The 15869-nt window shown below is 71.4% G+C and carries 15 protein-coding genes; 7 read left to right on the forward strand and 8 right to left on the reverse strand.

All coding sequences use genetic code 11. The features are described from left to right. The first annotated feature begins 7 nt into the window (after nucleotides 1–7). The 3 genes from BKK79_RS29745 (at nucleotide 8) to BKK79_RS29755 (ending at nucleotide 3734) form a co-directional block, all read left to right on the forward strand. On the forward strand, nucleotides 8–1459 hold the full coding sequence (locus BKK79_RS29745) for an NAD-dependent succinate-semialdehyde dehydrogenase (protein WP_418235912.1): 1452 nt from the start codon (nucleotides 8–10) through the stop codon (nucleotides 1457–1459). Between the two features lie 106 nt (nucleotides 1460–1565). Then, nucleotides 1566–2543, forward strand: coding sequence for a PDR/VanB family oxidoreductase (locus BKK79_RS29750; protein WP_071021344.1), 978 nt, complete (start codon nucleotides 1566–1568; stop codon nucleotides 2541–2543). 114 nt (nucleotides 2544–2657) lie between these two features. Then, nucleotides 2658–3734, forward strand: a complete 1077-nt coding sequence (locus tag BKK79_RS29755) for a porin (protein ID WP_071021341.1) — start codon at nucleotides 2658–2660, stop codon at nucleotides 3732–3734. 27 nt (nucleotides 3735–3761) lie between these two features. Here the strand turns inward: BKK79_RS29755 and BKK79_RS29760 are convergent, their stop codons facing one another. Further along, the gene (locus tag BKK79_RS29760; RefSeq protein ID WP_071039606.1) at nucleotides 3762–4730 is read right to left on the reverse strand and encodes a LysR family transcriptional regulator; all 969 of its coding nucleotides are present in this window, start codon (nucleotides 4728–4730) and stop codon (nucleotides 3762–3764) included. 107 nt (nucleotides 4731–4837) lie between these two features. Here BKK79_RS29760 and BKK79_RS29765 point away from each other — a divergent pair, with 107 nt between their 5' ends. Beyond that, entirely contained in the window at nucleotides 4838–6355 is a 1518-nt protein-coding gene (locus BKK79_RS29765) for a CoA-acylating methylmalonate-semialdehyde dehydrogenase (RefSeq protein ID WP_071039607.1), read from the forward strand. A gap of 127 nt (nucleotides 6356–6482) precedes the next feature. Here the strand turns inward: BKK79_RS29765 and BKK79_RS29770 are convergent, their stop codons facing one another. After that, entirely contained in the window at nucleotides 6483–7064 is a 582-nt protein-coding gene (locus BKK79_RS29770; protein WP_071021333.1) for a class I SAM-dependent methyltransferase, read from the reverse strand. A gap of 167 nt (nucleotides 7065–7231) precedes the next feature. Further along, nucleotides 7232–8614: an NCS2 family permease gene (locus BKK79_RS29775; protein ID WP_071039608.1), complete on the reverse strand. Its 1383-nt coding sequence runs from the start codon at nucleotides 8612–8614 to the stop codon at nucleotides 7232–7234. A gap of 432 nt (nucleotides 8615–9046) precedes the next feature. On the opposite strand from BKK79_RS29775, the gene BKK79_RS40670 reads away from it, so the two are divergent. Further along, nucleotides 9047–9217 carry a hypothetical protein gene (locus BKK79_RS40670; protein ID WP_157128550.1) on the forward strand — a complete coding sequence of 57 codons (171 nt, stop codon included), beginning with the start codon at nucleotides 9047–9049 and terminating at the stop codon, nucleotides 9215–9217. A 104-nt stretch (nucleotides 9218–9321) separates the two neighbouring features. Here the strand turns inward: BKK79_RS40670 and BKK79_RS29780 are convergent, their stop codons facing one another. Beyond that, nucleotides 9322–10218 (reverse strand): LysR family transcriptional regulator, encoded by an 897-nt coding sequence (locus tag BKK79_RS29780; protein WP_232346351.1) that lies wholly within the window; start codon nucleotides 10216–10218, stop codon nucleotides 9322–9324. 314 nt (nucleotides 10219–10532) lie between these two features. Between BKK79_RS29780 and BKK79_RS29785 the strand changes: the two genes are divergently transcribed. Continuing rightward, nucleotides 10533–11891, forward strand: a complete 1359-nt coding sequence (locus BKK79_RS29785) for an MFS transporter (protein WP_071039609.1) — start codon at nucleotides 10533–10535, stop codon at nucleotides 11889–11891. A 34-nt stretch (nucleotides 11892–11925) separates the two neighbouring features. On the opposite strand, the gene BKK79_RS29790 is transcribed toward BKK79_RS29785, so the two are convergent. Further along, nucleotides 11926–12810, reverse strand: a complete 885-nt coding sequence (locus tag BKK79_RS29790; RefSeq protein WP_071021324.1) for a LysR family transcriptional regulator — start codon at nucleotides 12808–12810, stop codon at nucleotides 11926–11928. Between the two features lie 202 nt (nucleotides 12811–13012). Here BKK79_RS29790 and BKK79_RS29795 point away from each other — a divergent pair, with 202 nt between their 5' ends. After that, a complete protein-coding gene (locus BKK79_RS29795; RefSeq protein WP_071040446.1) occupies nucleotides 13013–13531 on the forward strand; it encodes a multidrug/biocide efflux PACE transporter in 519 nt (172 codons plus the stop codon). A 136-nt stretch (nucleotides 13532–13667) separates the two neighbouring features. On the opposite strand, the gene BKK79_RS29800 is transcribed toward BKK79_RS29795, so the two are convergent. From BKK79_RS29800 to BKK79_RS40675, 3 genes are all read right to left on the reverse strand, one after another. Continuing rightward, nucleotides 13668–14261 (reverse strand): N-acetyltransferase, encoded by a 594-nt coding sequence (locus tag BKK79_RS29800; protein ID WP_071040448.1) that lies wholly within the window; start codon nucleotides 14259–14261, stop codon nucleotides 13668–13670. Between the two features lie 125 nt (nucleotides 14262–14386). After that, nucleotides 14387–15250 carry a hypothetical protein gene (locus BKK79_RS29805; protein WP_071039610.1) on the reverse strand — a complete coding sequence of 288 codons (864 nt, stop codon included), beginning with the start codon at nucleotides 15248–15250 and terminating at the stop codon, nucleotides 14387–14389. 268 nt (nucleotides 15251–15518) lie between these two features. Beyond that, on the reverse strand, nucleotides 15519–15662 hold the full coding sequence (locus BKK79_RS40675) for a hypothetical protein (RefSeq protein WP_157128552.1): 144 nt from the start codon (nucleotides 15660–15662) through the stop codon (nucleotides 15519–15521). Nucleotides 15663–15869 lie beyond the last annotated feature (207 nt).

Here is a 15869-nt window from a genome sequence, read left to right on the forward strand (position 1 = left end):
GGAGAGCATGATGCAACTCAATGACAAAGCCCTGTTCCGCCAGCAGGCGATGCTGGGTGGCGAGTGGACCGATGCCGCGGACGGTGCCACCGTGGCGGTGCACGATCCGGCCTCGGGGGCGCTGCTCGGCACGGTGCCCGGCATGGGCGCGGGCGACGCCGTGGCGGCCATCGAAGCCGCCCACGCCGCGCTGCCGGGCTGGAAGGGGCGCACCGCCAGGGAACGGGCGGCCGTGCTGCGCCGCTGGTTCGAACTGATCCTGCAGCACGAGGAAGACCTGGCGCTCATCATGACGCGCGAGCAGGGCAAGCCCTTGCACGAGGCGCGCGGGGAAGTGCGCTATGCCGCCTCCTTCGTCGAGTGGTTCGGCGAGGAGGCCAAGCGTCTCTACGGCGAGGTGATCCCGTCGCCGGCGGCCGACAAGCGGCTGGTGGTGGTGCGCGAGCCGATCGGCGTGTGCGCCGCCATCACGCCGTGGAACTTCCCCGCCGCGATGATCGCGCGCAAGGCCGCGCCGGCACTTGCCGCCGGCTGCACGATGGTGGTCAAGCCAGCCAACGAGACACCCTTCAGCGCGCTGGCGCTGGCCGAGCTGGCGCTGCGCGCAGGCGTGCCGGCCGGCGTGCTGAATGTCATCACCGGGGACGCCGTCGCCATCGGCAGCCAGCTGAGCGGCCATGCCCATGTGCGCAAGCTCTCCTTCACCGGCTCCACGCCGGTCGGGCGGCTGCTGATGCAGCAATGCGCGGGCACGGTGAAGAAGGTTTCGCTCGAACTGGGCGGCAATGCGCCCTTCATCGTCTTCGAGGATGCGGACGTCGACGCGGCGGTCGAAGGCGCGTTGCAGGCCAAGTACCGCAACGCGGGCCAGACCTGTGTCTGCGTGAACCGCTTCTACGTGCACGACACCGTCTATGACCGCTTCGTCGACCGCTTCGTGGCCAAGGTGGCGGCGTTGCGTGTCGGCAGCGGCCTGGAGCCGGACAGCGAGATCGGACCCCTGATCAGCGGGCGCGCGGTCGGCAAGGTGAGCGAACTGGTGGCGGACGCAGTGGCCAAAGGCGCCACCGTGGCGCTGGGCGGCGGCTTGCACGCCGCCGGCGGGCAGTTCTTCCAGCCGACCGTGCTCACCGGGGTCAGCCCCGGCATGCGCGTGCTGGACGAGGAGATCTTCGGGCCGGTCGCGGCGATCGTGCGTTTCCATGCGGAGAGCGAAGTCGTGCGCATGGCCAACGACACGATCTACGGCCTTGCCGCCTACTTCTACAGCCGCGACATCGCGCGCGTGTGGCGCGTGGCGGAACGACTGGAGTACGGCATGGTGGGCATCAACACCGGCCTGATCTCCAACGAGGTCGCGCCCTTCGGCGGCATCAAGCAGTCCGGCCTGGGGCGCGAGGGTTCGCGCCATGGCATCGAGGACTACCTGGAGATGAAGTACCTCTGCATGGCGCTGTAAAGCGTCGGAAGGCGTCGGAAGGCGCCGTAAAGCGCCGCACAGCGCCGGAAGCCGCTGTGCGGCGGCTCGGGCGGCAAGAGATCAAGACAGGCAGAAAGGCGGCAATATGGCCAATTCTTATCAGACCCTCCAGGTCCGGGTGGCGCGCATCGAGCGCGCCACTCCCCTGATCAAGCGATTCACCCTGGCGGCGGCGGACGGCGGGCCGCTGCCGCCGTTCACCGGCGGCAGCCACGTCATCGTGCAGATGCAGGACGGCGCGCGCCGCTACAGCAACGCCTACTCGCTGATGGGATCCCCCGACGAGCTGGGCCACTACCAGATCGGCGTGCGCCGCGAAGAGGCGTCCAAGGGCGGTTCGGCCTTCCTCCATGACAAGGTGGCGGAAGGCGACGGCCTCGCCATCACCACGCCGAACAACCTGTTCGCGCTGAGCGCGCAGGCCAGCCACCACGTGCTGGTCGCCGGCGGCATCGGCATCACGCCGTTCCTGTCGCAGATGCATGAGTTGCGCAAGCGTGGCGCGTCGCACGAGCTGCACTATGCCTATCGCGCCGAAGAGCACGGGGCGTTCCGCGACGAGATCGTCGCGCAGTCGCGGCAGGCCGGCGCGGGCACGGCCCGCTTCTACGTCGACAGCCTGGGCCAGAAGCTGGACCTGGATGGCCTGGCGCGCGGCCTGCAGGCCGGGGCGCACATCTATGTGTGCGGACCGGCGCCGCTGATCGATGCGGTGCGCGCGGCGGCGCAGGCAGCCGGCATTGCGCCGGAACGCGTGCACTGGGAGCAGTTCGCGGCGCCGCCGCAGGCGGGCGACGCCTTCTCGGTGGTGCTGGCGCGCTCGGGGCGGACCGTGGAGGTGGCGCCGGGAGAATCGATCCTCAAGGCGATCGAGCGCGACAACGCCGCCGAGGTGGAGTGCCTGTGCCGCGAGGGCGTCTGCGGTACCTGCGAGACCCGCATTCTCGACGGCGAGGCCGAGCATTTCGACCAGTACCTGAGCGAGGCGGAAAAGCGCGCGCAGCGGAGCCTGATGATCTGCGTGTCGCGGGCCAAGGGCCAGCGGATCGTGCTCGACCTGTAAGGCCGGCGAGCCGGGCCATCGCGCCGGCGGGGCAGGACCCAAGAACCAGAAGAGACAGCCGGCGCCCCATGGCATGCGAGCCCGCGGGCCGCCGGCATCCGGAGGAGATCACCGATGAAACACAGAGCCAGCCTGTGGCTGCTGGCGGGCACGCTGCTGCCTGCCGCCGCGCAAGCGGAGCCCGGCGTCACACTGTACGGCGTCATCAGCACCGCCGTGCGCTATACCTCGAACCTCGACGGCAGGCACGACAACCAGGCCGAACTGGTGTCCAGCGGCATCGGCGGCAGCCGCTGGGGCCTGAAGGGGACGGAAGAACTGGGCGGCGGCAACCAGGCCGTCTTCCTGCTGGAGAACGGCTTCGGCACCGACGATGGCAGGACCGCCTACAACGCCCTGTTCGGGCGCCAGGCCTATGCCGGGCTGACAGGCACCTGGGGCAGCCTGACCTTCGGCCGGCAGTACAACGCGCTGAACAATATCGGCTGGGCCTTCAACCCGCTCGACCAGAGCTGGGGCAACTTCTGGTCGGACCCGCTCTATACCGGCGGCGACATCTTCTTCCAGGACTACCGCATCAACCATAGCGTGGTCTACAAGCACACGCTGGGGCCGGTGTCGGTCCAGCTCGACTACGGCCTGGGCGGACAGCCCGGCAGCCTGGCGCGCGGCAGCACCTTCGGTGGCGGGCTGATGTTCCAGCAGGGAGCGCTGTCGGTCGGCGTCGCCTACGACCAGCGCCGCGTGGCGGGCGGCGGCAACACGCTGCACAACTACTCGGCCGGCGCCTCCTATGTGCTGGGCAAGGCCACCTTCTACGCCGGGCACATGGGGCGGCGGGAAGCCGCCGGCGACGCCCGCTTCGGCATCGGCTTCGTCGGCGTGGGCTACCAGCTCACTCCGGCGCTCCACGTATCCGGTGCGTACTACCACTACCGGCAGCGCGGCGACGTCACCACGCAGTTCCAGGCCACGCCGGTGTGGCTGGGCGGCGGCCGGGCCGACAGCGTCGCCGCGGTGCTCGACTACGCGTTGTCGAAGCGCACCAGCCTGTTCCTGGAGGCCGACGCCACGCGCGCGCGTGGCGGGGCGGTCGGGCGCGAGACCGAGTACTGGGGCGGTCAGCCGCTGTCGGGGGTGGACAGCACCACGCGGGTCGGCGTGATGGCCGGCATCCGGCACCTGTTCTGAGCACCGCAGCCGGCGGGGACGGGTGCGTCAGGCTTCCCGCCGCACCCGCGCGGCCGGGGCGAAGCCCCCCTGCAAGGCCGTCCGCAGCCATTCGACGAACACCGACACCGCCCGCGGCACATGTGCCGCGTACGGCCGGATGGCGAAGATCTGGTCCGGGAAGGCGCCGACCGGCAGCCATTCGTCCAGCACCTCGACCAGCTTGTTGCCCTGCAGCGCCGACTGCGCGGTGAAGTCCGGCACCAGGGCGATGCCGAGGCCGGCCAGCGCGGCGTCGCGCAGTGCTTCGCTGTTGGTGGCGCAGAAGGGCCCGGAGACCGGCACGGTGACGCGCGGCCTGGCCTGGCCCGCGCCGGGCCGGGCCTCGACGAAATGCCAGGCCGGGGTTTCGCGCGTGCGCGGGTAGTACAGGCAGTCGTGGCCGGCCAGGTCCGCCGGGGTGGCGGGATGGCCGCGCCGGCGCAGGTAGGCCCGGCTCGCCACCAGCACGTTGCGGGTGGGGCACAGCGCCCAGGCCACATGGGTGTCGGGCGGCGCCATGGTGTGGCGGATGGCGAGGTCAAAGCCCTCCAGCGCCAGCGCGCGCAGCTTGTCCGACAGTTCCAGTTCGAGCCGGATGTCCGGATAGCGCTCGAAGAAGCCGGCCAGGCGCGGCACCAGCTGCTGGCGCGAGAAGGCGACCGGCGCGGTGACGCGCAGCACGCCGCGCGGCTCGCCGGCGGTGTCGCGCACGCCGGCGAAGCTGCGCGCGATCTGCTCGAACGGCGCGCCGACCTCCTCGACCAGCCGCTGTCCCGCGTCGGTGAGCCGCACGCTGCGCGTGGTGCGCTGCACCAGCGGCACGCCGGCGGCGCGCTCCAGGTCGGCGATGCGCTGGCTGACCGCGCCCTTGGTGACGTTCAGGTAGGCCGCGGCGGCGGTATAGCTGCCTTGCTGCGCCAGCACCGTGAGCCAGTGGAGATGGCCCCAGATCTCTTCTTTGTTCTTGGCTTTCACGATGAATTGTTTAGAAAAATAAACAAGCAGTTTGCCACGGCGGGGCTTGGCGCGTGCGCGGAGGATTCTTAGACTGGATGCAGAGACAGTCCATCGGAGCACAAACCATGTCCAGCATCCAGCACGCCATCGAACACTATATCGGCGGCCGCCGCACCGTCGGCGCCTCGGGCCGCAGCCAGGAAGTGACCAATCCCGCCAGCGGGCAGGTGACCGGCCATGTCGCGCTGGCCGGCGTAGCCGAAGTGAATGCCGCCGTCGCCGCCGCGGCCGCGGCGTTCCCGGCCTGGGCCGGCACGCCGCCGATCCGCCGCGCGCGCGTGCTGTTCCGCTTCCTCGAACTGCTGAACCGCGACAAGGACGCGCTGGCCCACGCCATCACCGCCGAGCACGGCAAGGTGTTCACCGACGCCCAGGGCGAAGTCGCGCGCGGCATCGACATCGTCGAGTTCGCCTGCGGCGTGCCGCAACTGCTGAAGGGCGACTACACCGCCCAGGTCTCCACCGGCATGGACAACTGGACGCTGCGCCAGCCGCTGGGCGTGGTGGCCGGCATCACGCCGTTCAACTTCCCGGTGATGGTGCCGATGTGGATGTTCCCGGTGGCGCTGGCCACCGGCAATACCTTCGTGCTGAAGCCGAGCCCGACCGATCCCGGCCCGTCGCTGATGATCGCCGACCTGCTCAAGGAAGCCGGCCTGCCCGACGGCGTCTTCAACGTCGTGCAGGGCGACAAGGTGGCGGTCGACGCGCTGGTCGAGCACCCCGACGTGCGCGCGCTCAGCTTCGTCGGCTCCACCCCGATCGCCAGCTATATCTACGAGACCGGCGCGCACCACGGCAAGCGCGTGCAGGCGCTGGGCGGTGCCAAGAACCATATGGTGGTGATGCCGGACGCCGACATCGAACAGGCCGTCGACGCGCTGATCGGCGCGGCCTACGGCTCGGCCGGCGAGCGCTGCATGGCGATCAGCGTGGCCGTGCTGGTCGGCGATGTCGCCGAGCGGCTGATGCCGCGCCTGGTGGAGCGCGCCCGCTCGCTCAAGGTGCTGGACGGCGAGAACCTCGCCGCCGAGATGGGGCCGATCGTGACGCGCGCGGCGCATGCGCGCATCACCGGCTACATCGAGCGCGGCGTGGCCGAGGGGGCCAAGCTGCTGGTCGATGGCCGCGACTTCGACCCCGCCTCGGCCGGACCGGGCTGCGCCGGGGGCTTCTGGATGGGCGGCACGCTGTTCGACCACGTCACGCCCGAGATGACCATCTACAAGGAAGAGATCTTCGGGCCGGTGCTGTCCTGCGTGCGGGTCAAGGACATGGCCGAGGCCGTGCGCCTGATCAATGCCCATGAGTTCGGCAACGGCGTGAGCTGCTTCACCCGCGACGGCAATGCGGCGCGCGAATTCGGCCAGCAGATCGAGGTCGGCATGGTCGGCATCAACGTGCCCATCCCGGTGCCGATGGCCTGGCACGGCTTCGGCGGCTGGAAGCGCTCGCTGTTCGGCGACATGCATGCCTACGGCGAGGAGGGCGTGCGTTTCTACACCAAGCAGAAGTCGATCATGCAGCGCTGGCCGGAGAGCATCGAGAAGGGCGCCGAGTTCGTCATGCCGACGGCGAAGTAAGCGCAGCACGCCTGCATGCGCTGCCGCGCGCCGCGCGGCAGCGCCGCCGCCCGGTGCGGGTCCGGTCCCGCCGGGCGCGGCATCCGGCGTGCCGCGTCACCGAATCCCGGACGCAGGACGCAGGACCCTAGACCCTCTCCACCACCACCTCCCACAGGGCCTTGCTGCGGACGTACTTGCGCGTGCGCTGGTGCGTCATGGACACGCGTTGCCACTGGCCGTCGAACAGGCGGCAGACCGCCTCCTCGTCGAAGAAGCGCTTCGGCTGCCCATCGACCGAGTAGTAGTTCTCTTCGATCCGCACCCCCTGGCCGGCGCCGAAATTGTGGTCCTCGGTGGAATTCAGGCGGCATAGCAACCATCCGCCAGGCCTCATGGCGTCCCGGATGCGCTGGACGATCGACACGGTCTCGTCCCAGGGGAAGTAGTGCAGGGACAGGCTGGCGATGACCGCGCCGAGCTCGCTTGCCTGCGGCGGAAACGGCGCGCGGATGTCGCGGCACTCGATCTGTGCCGACGGTACGCGCAGCCGGGCCGCGGCGACGGCTGCCCGCGACAGGTCGAAGGCGATCACGCGCAGGCCGGCGTCCGCCAGCACGGCGGTGTCGTCGCCATGGCCGCAGCCGATCTCGAGCACGGGCGAGGTGGTGCTGCGGGCGGAGATCGCCGGCAGCCAGGGATGCAGCCAGGGATCGGAAAAGGAAGGCATGTTGCGGACCCGGACAGGGGAAGTGGTCGATCGCGCATTGTGCCACCACCGCACGCCACCACCGCGGCGCTCGCCGGGCGAAAAAAACCGGGCCGACAGGCCCGGTGCGGTAAGCCAGCGCCGAAGCGGCTGGAGGAGACATCGTTCCTTATCGCGGGCGGGCGGCCTCAGATCGCCCAGCCGCCGGCGTAGAAGGCGGCCAGCACCACGGCGATGGCCACCGTGCCGACGTTCAGCTTGCGCCATTCGCCGGCGACGATGCGGCCCACCACCAGGGTGCAGAAGCCGAGCATGATGCCGGTGACGATATTGCAGGTCAGCACGATGAAGACGGCGCACACCAGCCCGGCGAGGGCGTCGACGGTGTCTTCCATGTGCAGGCGGCTGACGCTGGAGAGCATCAGCAGGCCGACGTACATCAGCGCCGGCGCGGTGGCGTAGGAGGGCACCAGGCCCGCCAGCGGCGAGAAGAACATCACGGCGAGGAAGAGCAGGCCGACCACCACCGCGGCCAGGCCGGTCTTGGCGCCGGCGGCCACGCCGACCGTCGATTCGATGTAGGCCGCCGCCGGGGCGCCGCCGAAGAAGGCGGAGAAGATGGAGCTGACGGAGTCGGCGGTCAGCGCGCGGCCGCCGTTGCGGATGTGGCCGCTGGCATCGAGCTGGCCGGCCTGCCCGGCTACCGCGCGGATGGTGCCGGTAGCGTCGAACACGGCGGTCATCACGAGCGCGAACACGCTCGGCAGCACGGCGGCGGAGAGCGCGCCGCGCACATCCATGGCGCCGATCAGCGCGGCGTGGCCGGGGGCGCTCAGCGAGGGCAGGGCGAACACGCCGGTGAACTTCACCGCGGGGTCGAAGGCCAGGCCCAGCGCCGAGATGCCGACGATCACCAGCAGGATGCCGCCGGGCACGCGGCGGCGCTCCAGGCCGAAGATGGCGGCCAGGCCCAGCACCGACATCACCACCGGGAAGGCGGTGATCTTGCCCAGCGTGACCGGCAGGCCGGCGCCGCTGTTCTTGACCACCAGGCCGACGTCGTTGGAGGCGATCAGCAGCAGGAACAGGCCGATGCCGATGCCGGCGCCGTGCGCCACGCCGGCCGGCAGGTTGCGCAGGATCCAGGAGCGCACGCCGGTGACGGAGATGGCGGTGAACACCACGCCCATCAGGAAGACCGCGCCGAGCGCCACGCTGGGCGTCAGCTTCTGGCCGAGCACCAGGCCGAAGGCGACGAAGGCGGTCAGCGAGATGGCGCAGCCGATGGCGATCGGCAGGCGTGCCCACATGCCCATCAGCAGCGAGCCGAAGGCCGTGGTCAGGCAGACCGCCACGAACACTGCGCTGGTGTCGAAGCCGGCCTTGCCGAGCATGCCGGGAACGACGAAGACGGCGTAGACCATCGCCATGAAGGTGGTGATGCCGGCCACCACTTCCTGGCGCGTATTGCTGCCGCGCGCGCTGATCTCGAAGTAGCGGTCGAGCTTGCGCTGCGGCGGCGCCGACGCGGCATCGAGTTCCGTCGGCGACGGAATGGATTGGTCCATCATGATTGGCTGTCTCCTAGCGGGGCGCCGGGCGCCGCCAACGGCGGTCGTGGCCGGCCTGGTCTTTTGTGGTGTCGGATGCTGGCCCGCCTGCGCCGGTCTGCGCGGCATGCAAGTTCGGGCGAGGCTCAAGGCTAGGGGAGTTGCCCGCGAAATTCATAAGCGGGTCGGAATGCACGGTATGCCGGCGTGGAAATACCGGAATGCCTGGCCATTGCGACGCTGCCCGGCCGCGTGGCTGCCGGCGGCGGAGCCAGTATCACGGTGTGTGAATCTTCGCAATCCGATCTATCCCAGGTTCCGATGTGCCGGATTCGGTATACTCGGGAAAACCCTTATGCGGGGCCGGCGGCTGTGATGGTGCCGGACCCCGGCACGGAATGCGGGCGCTTCGCCACCAGCGCACCCCGCCGTGGAACCCACCAGGAGAAACCGATGCAGATCTACCTCGAAACCCACTTGCGCAAGACCCCCGCCGTTGCGCGCACCAGCGCCGCCCGTCCCACCCGTCCGCTGCTGGCGCGCCTGCAAGCCTTCCTCGATGCCGGCTGGCAGCGCAATCTGCACCATGCGCAGGCGCTGGCGCGCGTGTACGCCAACCGCTGAAACCAACCGCTGAAACCAACCGCTGAAATCAGCCGCTGAAGCAGGCTGCTGAAGCCAGCCGCTCACTCAGTACTCCAGTTGCATCCGGCACGCGCTGCGCGCGCTCAGCGCTTGAAGGCGCCGGCCAGCGCCTCGATCACCGCGCGCACGCGCGCCACGCGGCGCAGGTCCGGGTGCAGCACCAGCCAGATGTCGACCCAGTCGCGGCGATCGGGAAAGATCCGCACCAGTCCGCTGTCGCGCTCGGCCAGGAAGGCCGACAGCAGCGCGATGCCCATGCCACGCAGCGCGGCGGAACGCAGCGCCATCTGCGAGTTCGATTGCAGCGCCACGTGCGCGCCGCGCAGGCTTTCGCCGCCGAGCTCCTGCCAGTGGCGCGGCACCGTATCGCGCGGGAACATCAGCAGGTCGTGCCCCGACAGGCCCGCGCCGCGCCGGGGCTTGCCGCGCCGTGCCAGGTAGTCCGGCGCGGCGTAGAGCCCCATCTCCACCACGCCCAGCTTCTTGATGATGACGTTGCCCGCCTGCGGGCGCAGGCCGCGCACGGCGAGGTCGGCCTCGCGCGCCGCCACGTCGACCAGCTCGGTCGCGGTCAGCAGGGTGTACTCCAGCTCAGGGTGGCGGCGCTGCAGCGCCGCCAGCGCCGGCAGCACGAAGCCCTCGGCCAGGGTGTCGGTGGTGGCGATGCGCACCGGGCCGGCGAGCAGGCGGTCGGCCAGCGCCGACTTGCGTCCGATCGCTTCGGCCGCGCTTTCCATCTGCTCCGCATCCGCCAGCATCATCTCGCCGGCCTGGCTCAGCACGTAGCCTTGCGGCGTGCGCAGGAACAGGGTGGCGCCCAGTTCCTCTTCGAAGGCGGCCAGGCGCCGGCCCACGGTGGCCTGGTCGACCTCCAGGCTGGCGGCGGCGCCGCGCAGCGAGCCGCTGCGGGCGATGGCGAGGAAGTAGCGGGTGTTGTCCCAGTTCATATCGGCGGCGGCGTGCCGCAGACGGGTGTCCATGGCCGCTGCGGTGCTCTCGGATGAATGCAGAAATGCATCATAGCACTGCGAAAGTGCTGCTTTATTGCATGGGTCGGGATCCTTAGCATGGCGGGGTCTTCCTTGCTGCCAGGCCGATCCTACCGACGGCCGCCGACTCCATGCCTGATTCCTTCCGTTCCCGCGCTTGCCTGCCGGCCTGCGCCGGCACCACCCTTTATCCCGCGTCTCCCGCGTCTCCCGCGTCTCCCGCGTCTCCCGCGTCTCCCGCGTCTCCCGCGTCTCCTGCGTCTCCTGCGCCCCCGCCGCTTTTGCGCGAGGCGCCCGGACCGGCTGTGGCGCCGCGCGGCACCGCCACGCTGTGGGTGCTGTCCGCCGGCATGTTCATGGCCATCCTCGACACCAATATCGTCAACGTGGCGATGCCCGCGATGCGCGCCGGCCTGGGCGCGAGCCTGTCGGAACTGGCCTGGATCGTCGACGTGTACAACCTCAGCTTCGCCGGCCTGATGCTGAGCGCCGGGCTGCTGGCCGACCGCCTCGGCGCGCGCCGGGTCTTCCTCGGCGGCCTGGCGCTGTTCCTGCTCGCGTCGGCGCTGTGCGGCCTGGCGCCCACCGTCGCGGCGCTGGTCGGCGCGCGCGCGCTGCAGGGAGCCGGCGCGGCCTTGTTCCTGCCGAGTTCGCTGGCCCTGCTGCGCGCGGCTTACCCCGACGCCGCGGCGCGGGCGCGCGCGGTCGGCGTATTCGGCGGGCTGGTGGCGACCGCGGCGGCCGCCGGGCCGGTGCTGGGCGGTATCGTGCTGGCGCCGCTGGGCTGGCGCGGCGCCTTCCTGGTCAACCTGCCGGCCGGGCTGCTGGCCCTGCTGGCCGGCCCGCGCGTGCTGGCGGCGCTGCCGGCGCGGCCCGGGCGCGGCGCCGACCGGGCCGGCCAGTTGCTGGGGATGGCCGCCCTGGGCGCGGCCAGTTTCGCACTGATCGAGGGGCCGGCGCGCGGCTGGCTGTCGCCGGCGGTCGGCCTCGCCGCGCTGGCGGCGCTGGTGTCCGCCCTGGCTTTCGTGCAGGTCGAGCGGCGCGGCGCGGCGCCGATGATTCCCGCGCGCCTGTTCGCCGATCCGGCGCTGGGCGGTGCCAACTGGGTCGGCTTCGTGATCGGCGCGGCCTACTTCGGCTGCCTGTTCCTGCTCAGCCTCTACCTGCAGCAGGGCCTGTGCATGACGCCGCTGCACACGGGACTGTCGCTGCTGCCGCTGGCGCTGTGCCTGACCGCCGGCAACGTCATCGCCGGCCGCCTGCTGCCGCGCCTGGGCGCGCGGCGCCAGATCGCCGCCGGCTTGGCGCTGGCCGCGCTGGGCTACCTGCTGTGCGCGCTGGCCACCCTGCATGGCGGCCTGGCTGCCTTGCTGGCGGCAATGCTGCCGCTGGCGGCCGGCACGGCCCTGGCGATCGCGCCGATGACGGCCACCGTGCTGGAGCGGGCGCCGTCCGACCTGGCCGGTACCGCCTCGGCGGTGCTCAATGCCACGCGGCAGGTGGGCGCGCTGGCGGGTACCGCCGGCGCGGCGGCGATCCTGGCCATCGCCATCGGGGCGGGTGGCGATGCCGGTGCGGCGATGCGGCTGGGCGCCTGCGCCGCGGCCCTGCTGAGCGTGGCGGGAATCGCCGGGGCCTTGCGCATCGGGGCGCGGCCGCACTGAGCGAGGGCGCGCCGCCCCAGGAGCGGGTGGAGGTTCAGGGCGCCAGCATGCGTTCCAGCACCCAGGAGCCGGCCGGGCCCAGCGGACGCTCGCGCGACCATACCGCGTCCACCGGCATGCGGCGCGGCCAGCCGCGTGCGTGCAGTTCGAGCAGGCGCCCGCGCGCGAAATGCTCGACCATGCGGCGCGGCAGCTCGGTCCAGCCGAAGCCGGCCAGCGCCATCTCCATCAGCATCAGGTAGCTCGGCGCCGACCACCAGCGCCGGCCCGCGACCAGCCCGGTCTCGAGCGGAGCGCCGCGCGGCGCCACATAGGTGTGCAGGCGCAGCTCGCGCGCCTCGTGCAGCGCGGCGAGCGGCACCTCGCCATCGCCATAGGCGGCGAAGGGATGCTGCAGGCCGACGTAGAGGCCGATCTCCGCCTGCTCGGCCACCGTCGCCGCGCCGATGTCGGGCGGGTAGCTGCTGCGTGCCGCCATCAGGCCGAGCTGGGCGCGGCCCTGCTGGATCAGGTCGATCACATCGTCGTGCTCGGCGTTCTGGCATTCGAGTTCGAGCGTGGGAAAGCGCCGCTCCAGCTCGGCCAGCGTTTCCTCGTAGCGGCTGGACTGGTAGGTGTCGGACACCACCAGCGTCAGCCGCGCTTCCTCGCCACCGGCCAGGCGGGCGGCGAGCTGGTCGATCGCTTCGCTGGCTTCCAGTACCCGCAGCACCTCCGGCAGCAGCGCGCGCGCCGCATCGGTGAGCCGGGGCTGGCGCGCGGTGCGGTCGAACAGTTGCACGCCCAGGTCGATCTCCAGGTTGGCGATGGCCTCGCTGATGGTCGACTGCCGCTTGCCGAGCTTGCGCGCGGCGGCGGAGAACGAACCCAGGGAGGCGGCCTCGGCGAAGGCGAGCAGGGCTTCAGGCGAATGGCGCATCAGGGGGATTGCTCTATATATCGGAAAAACCGATATTAACAAACTATGTTGAAACGGAAAATCCGATCAAAATGGCGGCATCGCTGATTTCAAGGAGTTGCCTATGACGGCGCAAGTGACGTATCCACAGCAGTATCCGAAGCAATCTGAGCAATCGAAGCAATCGAAGCAATGGAAGTCTTCGAACCACGCGGCGCATGGGATGCAGCAGGCCCAGCCGAAGCATCGCGCGTCGCCGTCCCGGCCGCGGCCGGACACCCCCAAGACGCTGGCCGAACGCCTGGCGCACGCGCTGAGCTTCGAGCTGACGGCCATCGTCCTGTGCGCGCCGGTCGTGAGCTGGGTGCTGGGCCTGTCGCTGGTCCACGTCGGCGCGCTGACCGCGCTGGTGTCGCTGATCGCCATGGCCTGGAACGTGGCCTTCAACGCGGTGTTCGAGCGCATCGAACGGCGCTTCGGACTGGTGCGCAACGTGGCCGTGCGGATCGTCCATGCGATTGCCTTCGAACTGGGCCTGATCGCGCTGGTGCTGCCGCTGGCGTCCTGGTGGCTGGAGATCAGCCTGCTCGAGGCCTTGTTGCTGGACCTCGGCATCCTGCTGTTCTTCCTGCCGTACACCTTCTTCTTCAACCTGGTGTACGACCGCCTGCGTGCCCGCCGCATCGAGCGGAAGGCGCGGAAGGCGCGGAAGGCATGGAAGGCTGGGGAAGCGCGGACCTGACCATGCCCGGGCCCCATGCCGCATCCCGGCCAGCGCGATCGTTCCGATCGCTCCGAGCCTTCCGATCGTTCCATTTCGACCCGAAGCCGGCCTTGCGCCGGCTTCGTCGTTTCCGGCGCAGGCGTTGCCGCGCCGGCTAGCGCATGCCGGTGGCGCCGGCCAGCGTATCCAGCGTCCAGCCCCGCCCCAGCAGGATCATGCGCGTGTGCAGGTCGTCCAGCACCACCGGCGTGACGGCCGGCCCCAGGTAGCGCAGCGCCTTGTCGCGCAACTCGACGTAGCCGAGCGGGTAGTGCGCGGCCAGCCGCATCCACAGGGCATGCGCGGCGGCCGACTGGCGCGCGCCGGTGATCAGGCACAGGCCGCCGTCGAGGGCCCAGCGGTAGATCGCCGAGGCCAGGCCGCGCCGCTGGTAGTCCAGCGCGTATTTCGAGTGCGGCGCGCGCAGGTGGCGGTCGGCGCGGCGGTCCACCTCGACCAGCCGGTTGAACACCGTGTAGCCGGCCAGCCGCCCGCGCGCCACGTCCTCGACGTAGATGTAGTACTCGCCATCGGCCTCGCGGTAGCGCAGGCGCAGCCCGGGCACGCCGCAGGCCAGCGACGGCATGCCGTGCAGGGCGCCATCGGGCCGGCACAGGCGGTCGTGCACGGCGTCGATGTCGCGCTCGGTCTCCGCCGGGCCGTGGCTGACGTCGATGCGCAACTCGAGCGGGCGCGGCGGCGGCTGCATGGCGGCTTGCGCGCCGCGCGCGGGCGTGCGCCGGGCTGTCAGCAGCCGCTCGCCCCAGGGCGGCCAGGGCGGCCAGGACGGTGACGGCAAGGCGAAGGGCAGGGCACAGGCGGGCAGGGCGAGGCTCATGGCGCCTCCCAGTGGCCGCTGAGCAGGGCGGCGGGACGGGCGCTGGCGCGCACGCGCGCGCTGTGCGGCCAGTCTTCCAGCCGCACGCTGAGCCCGGCATGCACGCCGTAGCCGGCGCCGGGCAGGATCTCGCCCGTGGCCTCGATGCCCTCGCCCGCGCGGATGGCGCCGTGGGCGCGGATATCGCCGCCGGCCTTGATGCCCCAGCCGGCCTCCAGGTGCAGGCCGGCTTCGATGTCCGCGCCGGATTCGATGCCGCAGGCGACGCGCACCAGGTCCTCCGCGTACAGGCTGCCGCCGGTGCGCAACCCCTTGCCGCAGTGCAGGGCGCCGCGCGCGTGCAGGTCCGCGCCGACCAGCAGGCCCGAGCCGGCGGAGAGCCTGTCGCCGCAGTGCAGGGCGCCGCGCACGCGCAGGATGCCCGCGCATTGCAGCGAGCCGGCGACGTCGGCGCTCCAGCCGGCGCGCACGTCGGCGCCAGCCTGCAGGATGCCGCCGCAATGGATGGCACCGTCGGTCTCGATGGCGTCTCCCGCCTGGATGGCCTCGCCGGCGCGCAGGCCGGCCCCGGCCCGGATGGCGCCGCCGGCGCGCAGGACCGTGTCGACATGCACGTCGCCGCGCACGATGAGCGAGCCGGCGAAGACCAGCGCCTGCGCGGCGATGGCATCGGCTTCGAGCACGGTGTCGGTCGGGCCGAACTGATCGAGCAGCCAGCAGGCGTCGCTCACGCGGTGCTGCCGCACCAGGGTGTCCAGCAGGTCTTGATAGTCGGTGCCGCCGTCGCGGTTGCGCAGGTACCAGCGATAGCCGTCGGCGCAGGGGCGCTTGGCCTTGACGAAGTTCTGGCTGATTTCCATGAATCTCGATGTGCATGCGCCGGCCCGCCTGCACGCGTGGCGGACCGGTGCCGGCCGCCGCGGAAGTCCGCGCGGCCGCCTGTGGGCATGGCGGCCGCCTCGGGGCAGCCGCCGCTCGGGTGCGGGTGGCAGGACGCGCCGCGCGCGGCCGATGGCCGGCACGGGCGGGCGGCCGCTGCGGCTTGGCGCCGCGGCCGGGCCCTGGTACCCGGAGGGAGCGGCCGTGCGGGGCGGCGTGCCGGCCTGGGCCGGTGCCGTCCCGCACGGCTCAGGAAAGCACGGCGAGGAGGAAATGCCGGCCGGCGCGGGCAGGCGTGCGCTGCCCGCGGCCCGCGGCGCGGCCGCCCGCGCAGGCGCGCACGCCCGGCAGCGGCTGCCGGGTCGGGGCGGTGCGGTACGGGTGGGCGCGCATGGCCGGTTTCTTGGTATCCGAGGAGGGGAGGTCAACCTGCCGGCGGCCGCGCGATGCGCGAGGCATGGCGTGGCGGGCGGCAGGGCGGATTACGCTGTATGCCATAGCCGGCGGCGCTTGTCCACCGAGAAGTGATGTGTTGGGCGGTTTCTCAAGGGGGCGCGGCACCGGGCCGCGGAGGATGGGGCAGGGGATATCCTAGAATCG

The organism is Cupriavidus sp. USMAA2-4 (genome assembly GCF_001854305.1).
Classification (GTDB): domain Bacteria; phylum Pseudomonadota; class Gammaproteobacteria; order Burkholderiales; family Burkholderiaceae; genus Cupriavidus; species Cupriavidus malaysiensis.

Excerpts from the sequence above, each read along its gene's own strand:
- BKK79_RS29745 (WP_418235912.1), top strand. The coding sequence starts at position 8 with ATGATGCAACTCAATGACAAAGCCCTGTTCCGCCAGCAGGCGATGCTG.
- BKK79_RS29750 (WP_071021344.1), top strand. The coding sequence starts at position 1,566 with ATGGCCAATTCTTATCAGACCCTCCAGGTCCGGGTGGCGCGCATCGAG.
- BKK79_RS29755 (WP_071021341.1), top strand. The coding sequence starts at position 2,658 with ATGAAACACAGAGCCAGCCTGTGGCTGCTGGCGGGCACGCTGCTGCCT.
- BKK79_RS29765 (WP_071039607.1), top strand. The coding sequence starts at position 4,838 with ATGTCCAGCATCCAGCACGCCATCGAACACTATATCGGCGGCCGCCGC.
- BKK79_RS29770 (WP_071021333.1), bottom strand. The coding sequence starts at position 7,064 with ATGCCTTCCTTTTCCGATCCCTGGCTGCATCCCTGGCTGCCGGCGATC.
- BKK79_RS29775 (WP_071039608.1), bottom strand. The coding sequence starts at position 8,614 with ATGATGGACCAATCCATTCCGTCGCCGACGGAACTCGATGCCGCGTCG.
- BKK79_RS40670 (WP_157128550.1), top strand. The coding sequence starts at position 9,047 with ATGCAGATCTACCTCGAAACCCACTTGCGCAAGACCCCCGCCGTTGCG.
- BKK79_RS29780 (WP_232346351.1), bottom strand. The coding sequence starts at position 10,218 with ATGGACACCCGTCTGCGGCACGCCGCCGCCGATATGAACTGGGACAAC.
- BKK79_RS29790 (WP_071021324.1), bottom strand. The coding sequence starts at position 12,810 with ATGCGCCATTCGCCTGAAGCCCTGCTCGCCTTCGCCGAGGCCGCCTCC.
- BKK79_RS29795 (WP_071040446.1), top strand. The coding sequence starts at position 13,013 with ATGCAGCAGGCCCAGCCGAAGCATCGCGCGTCGCCGTCCCGGCCGCGG.
- BKK79_RS29800 (WP_071040448.1), bottom strand. The coding sequence starts at position 14,261 with ATGCAGCCGCCGCCGCGCCCGCTCGAGTTGCGCATCGACGTCAGCCAC.
- BKK79_RS29805 (WP_071039610.1), bottom strand. The coding sequence starts at position 15,250 with ATGGAAATCAGCCAGAACTTCGTCAAGGCCAAGCGCCCCTGCGCCGAC.
- BKK79_RS40675 (WP_157128552.1), bottom strand. The coding sequence starts at position 15,662 with ATGCGCGCCCACCCGTACCGCACCGCCCCGACCCGGCAGCCGCTGCCG.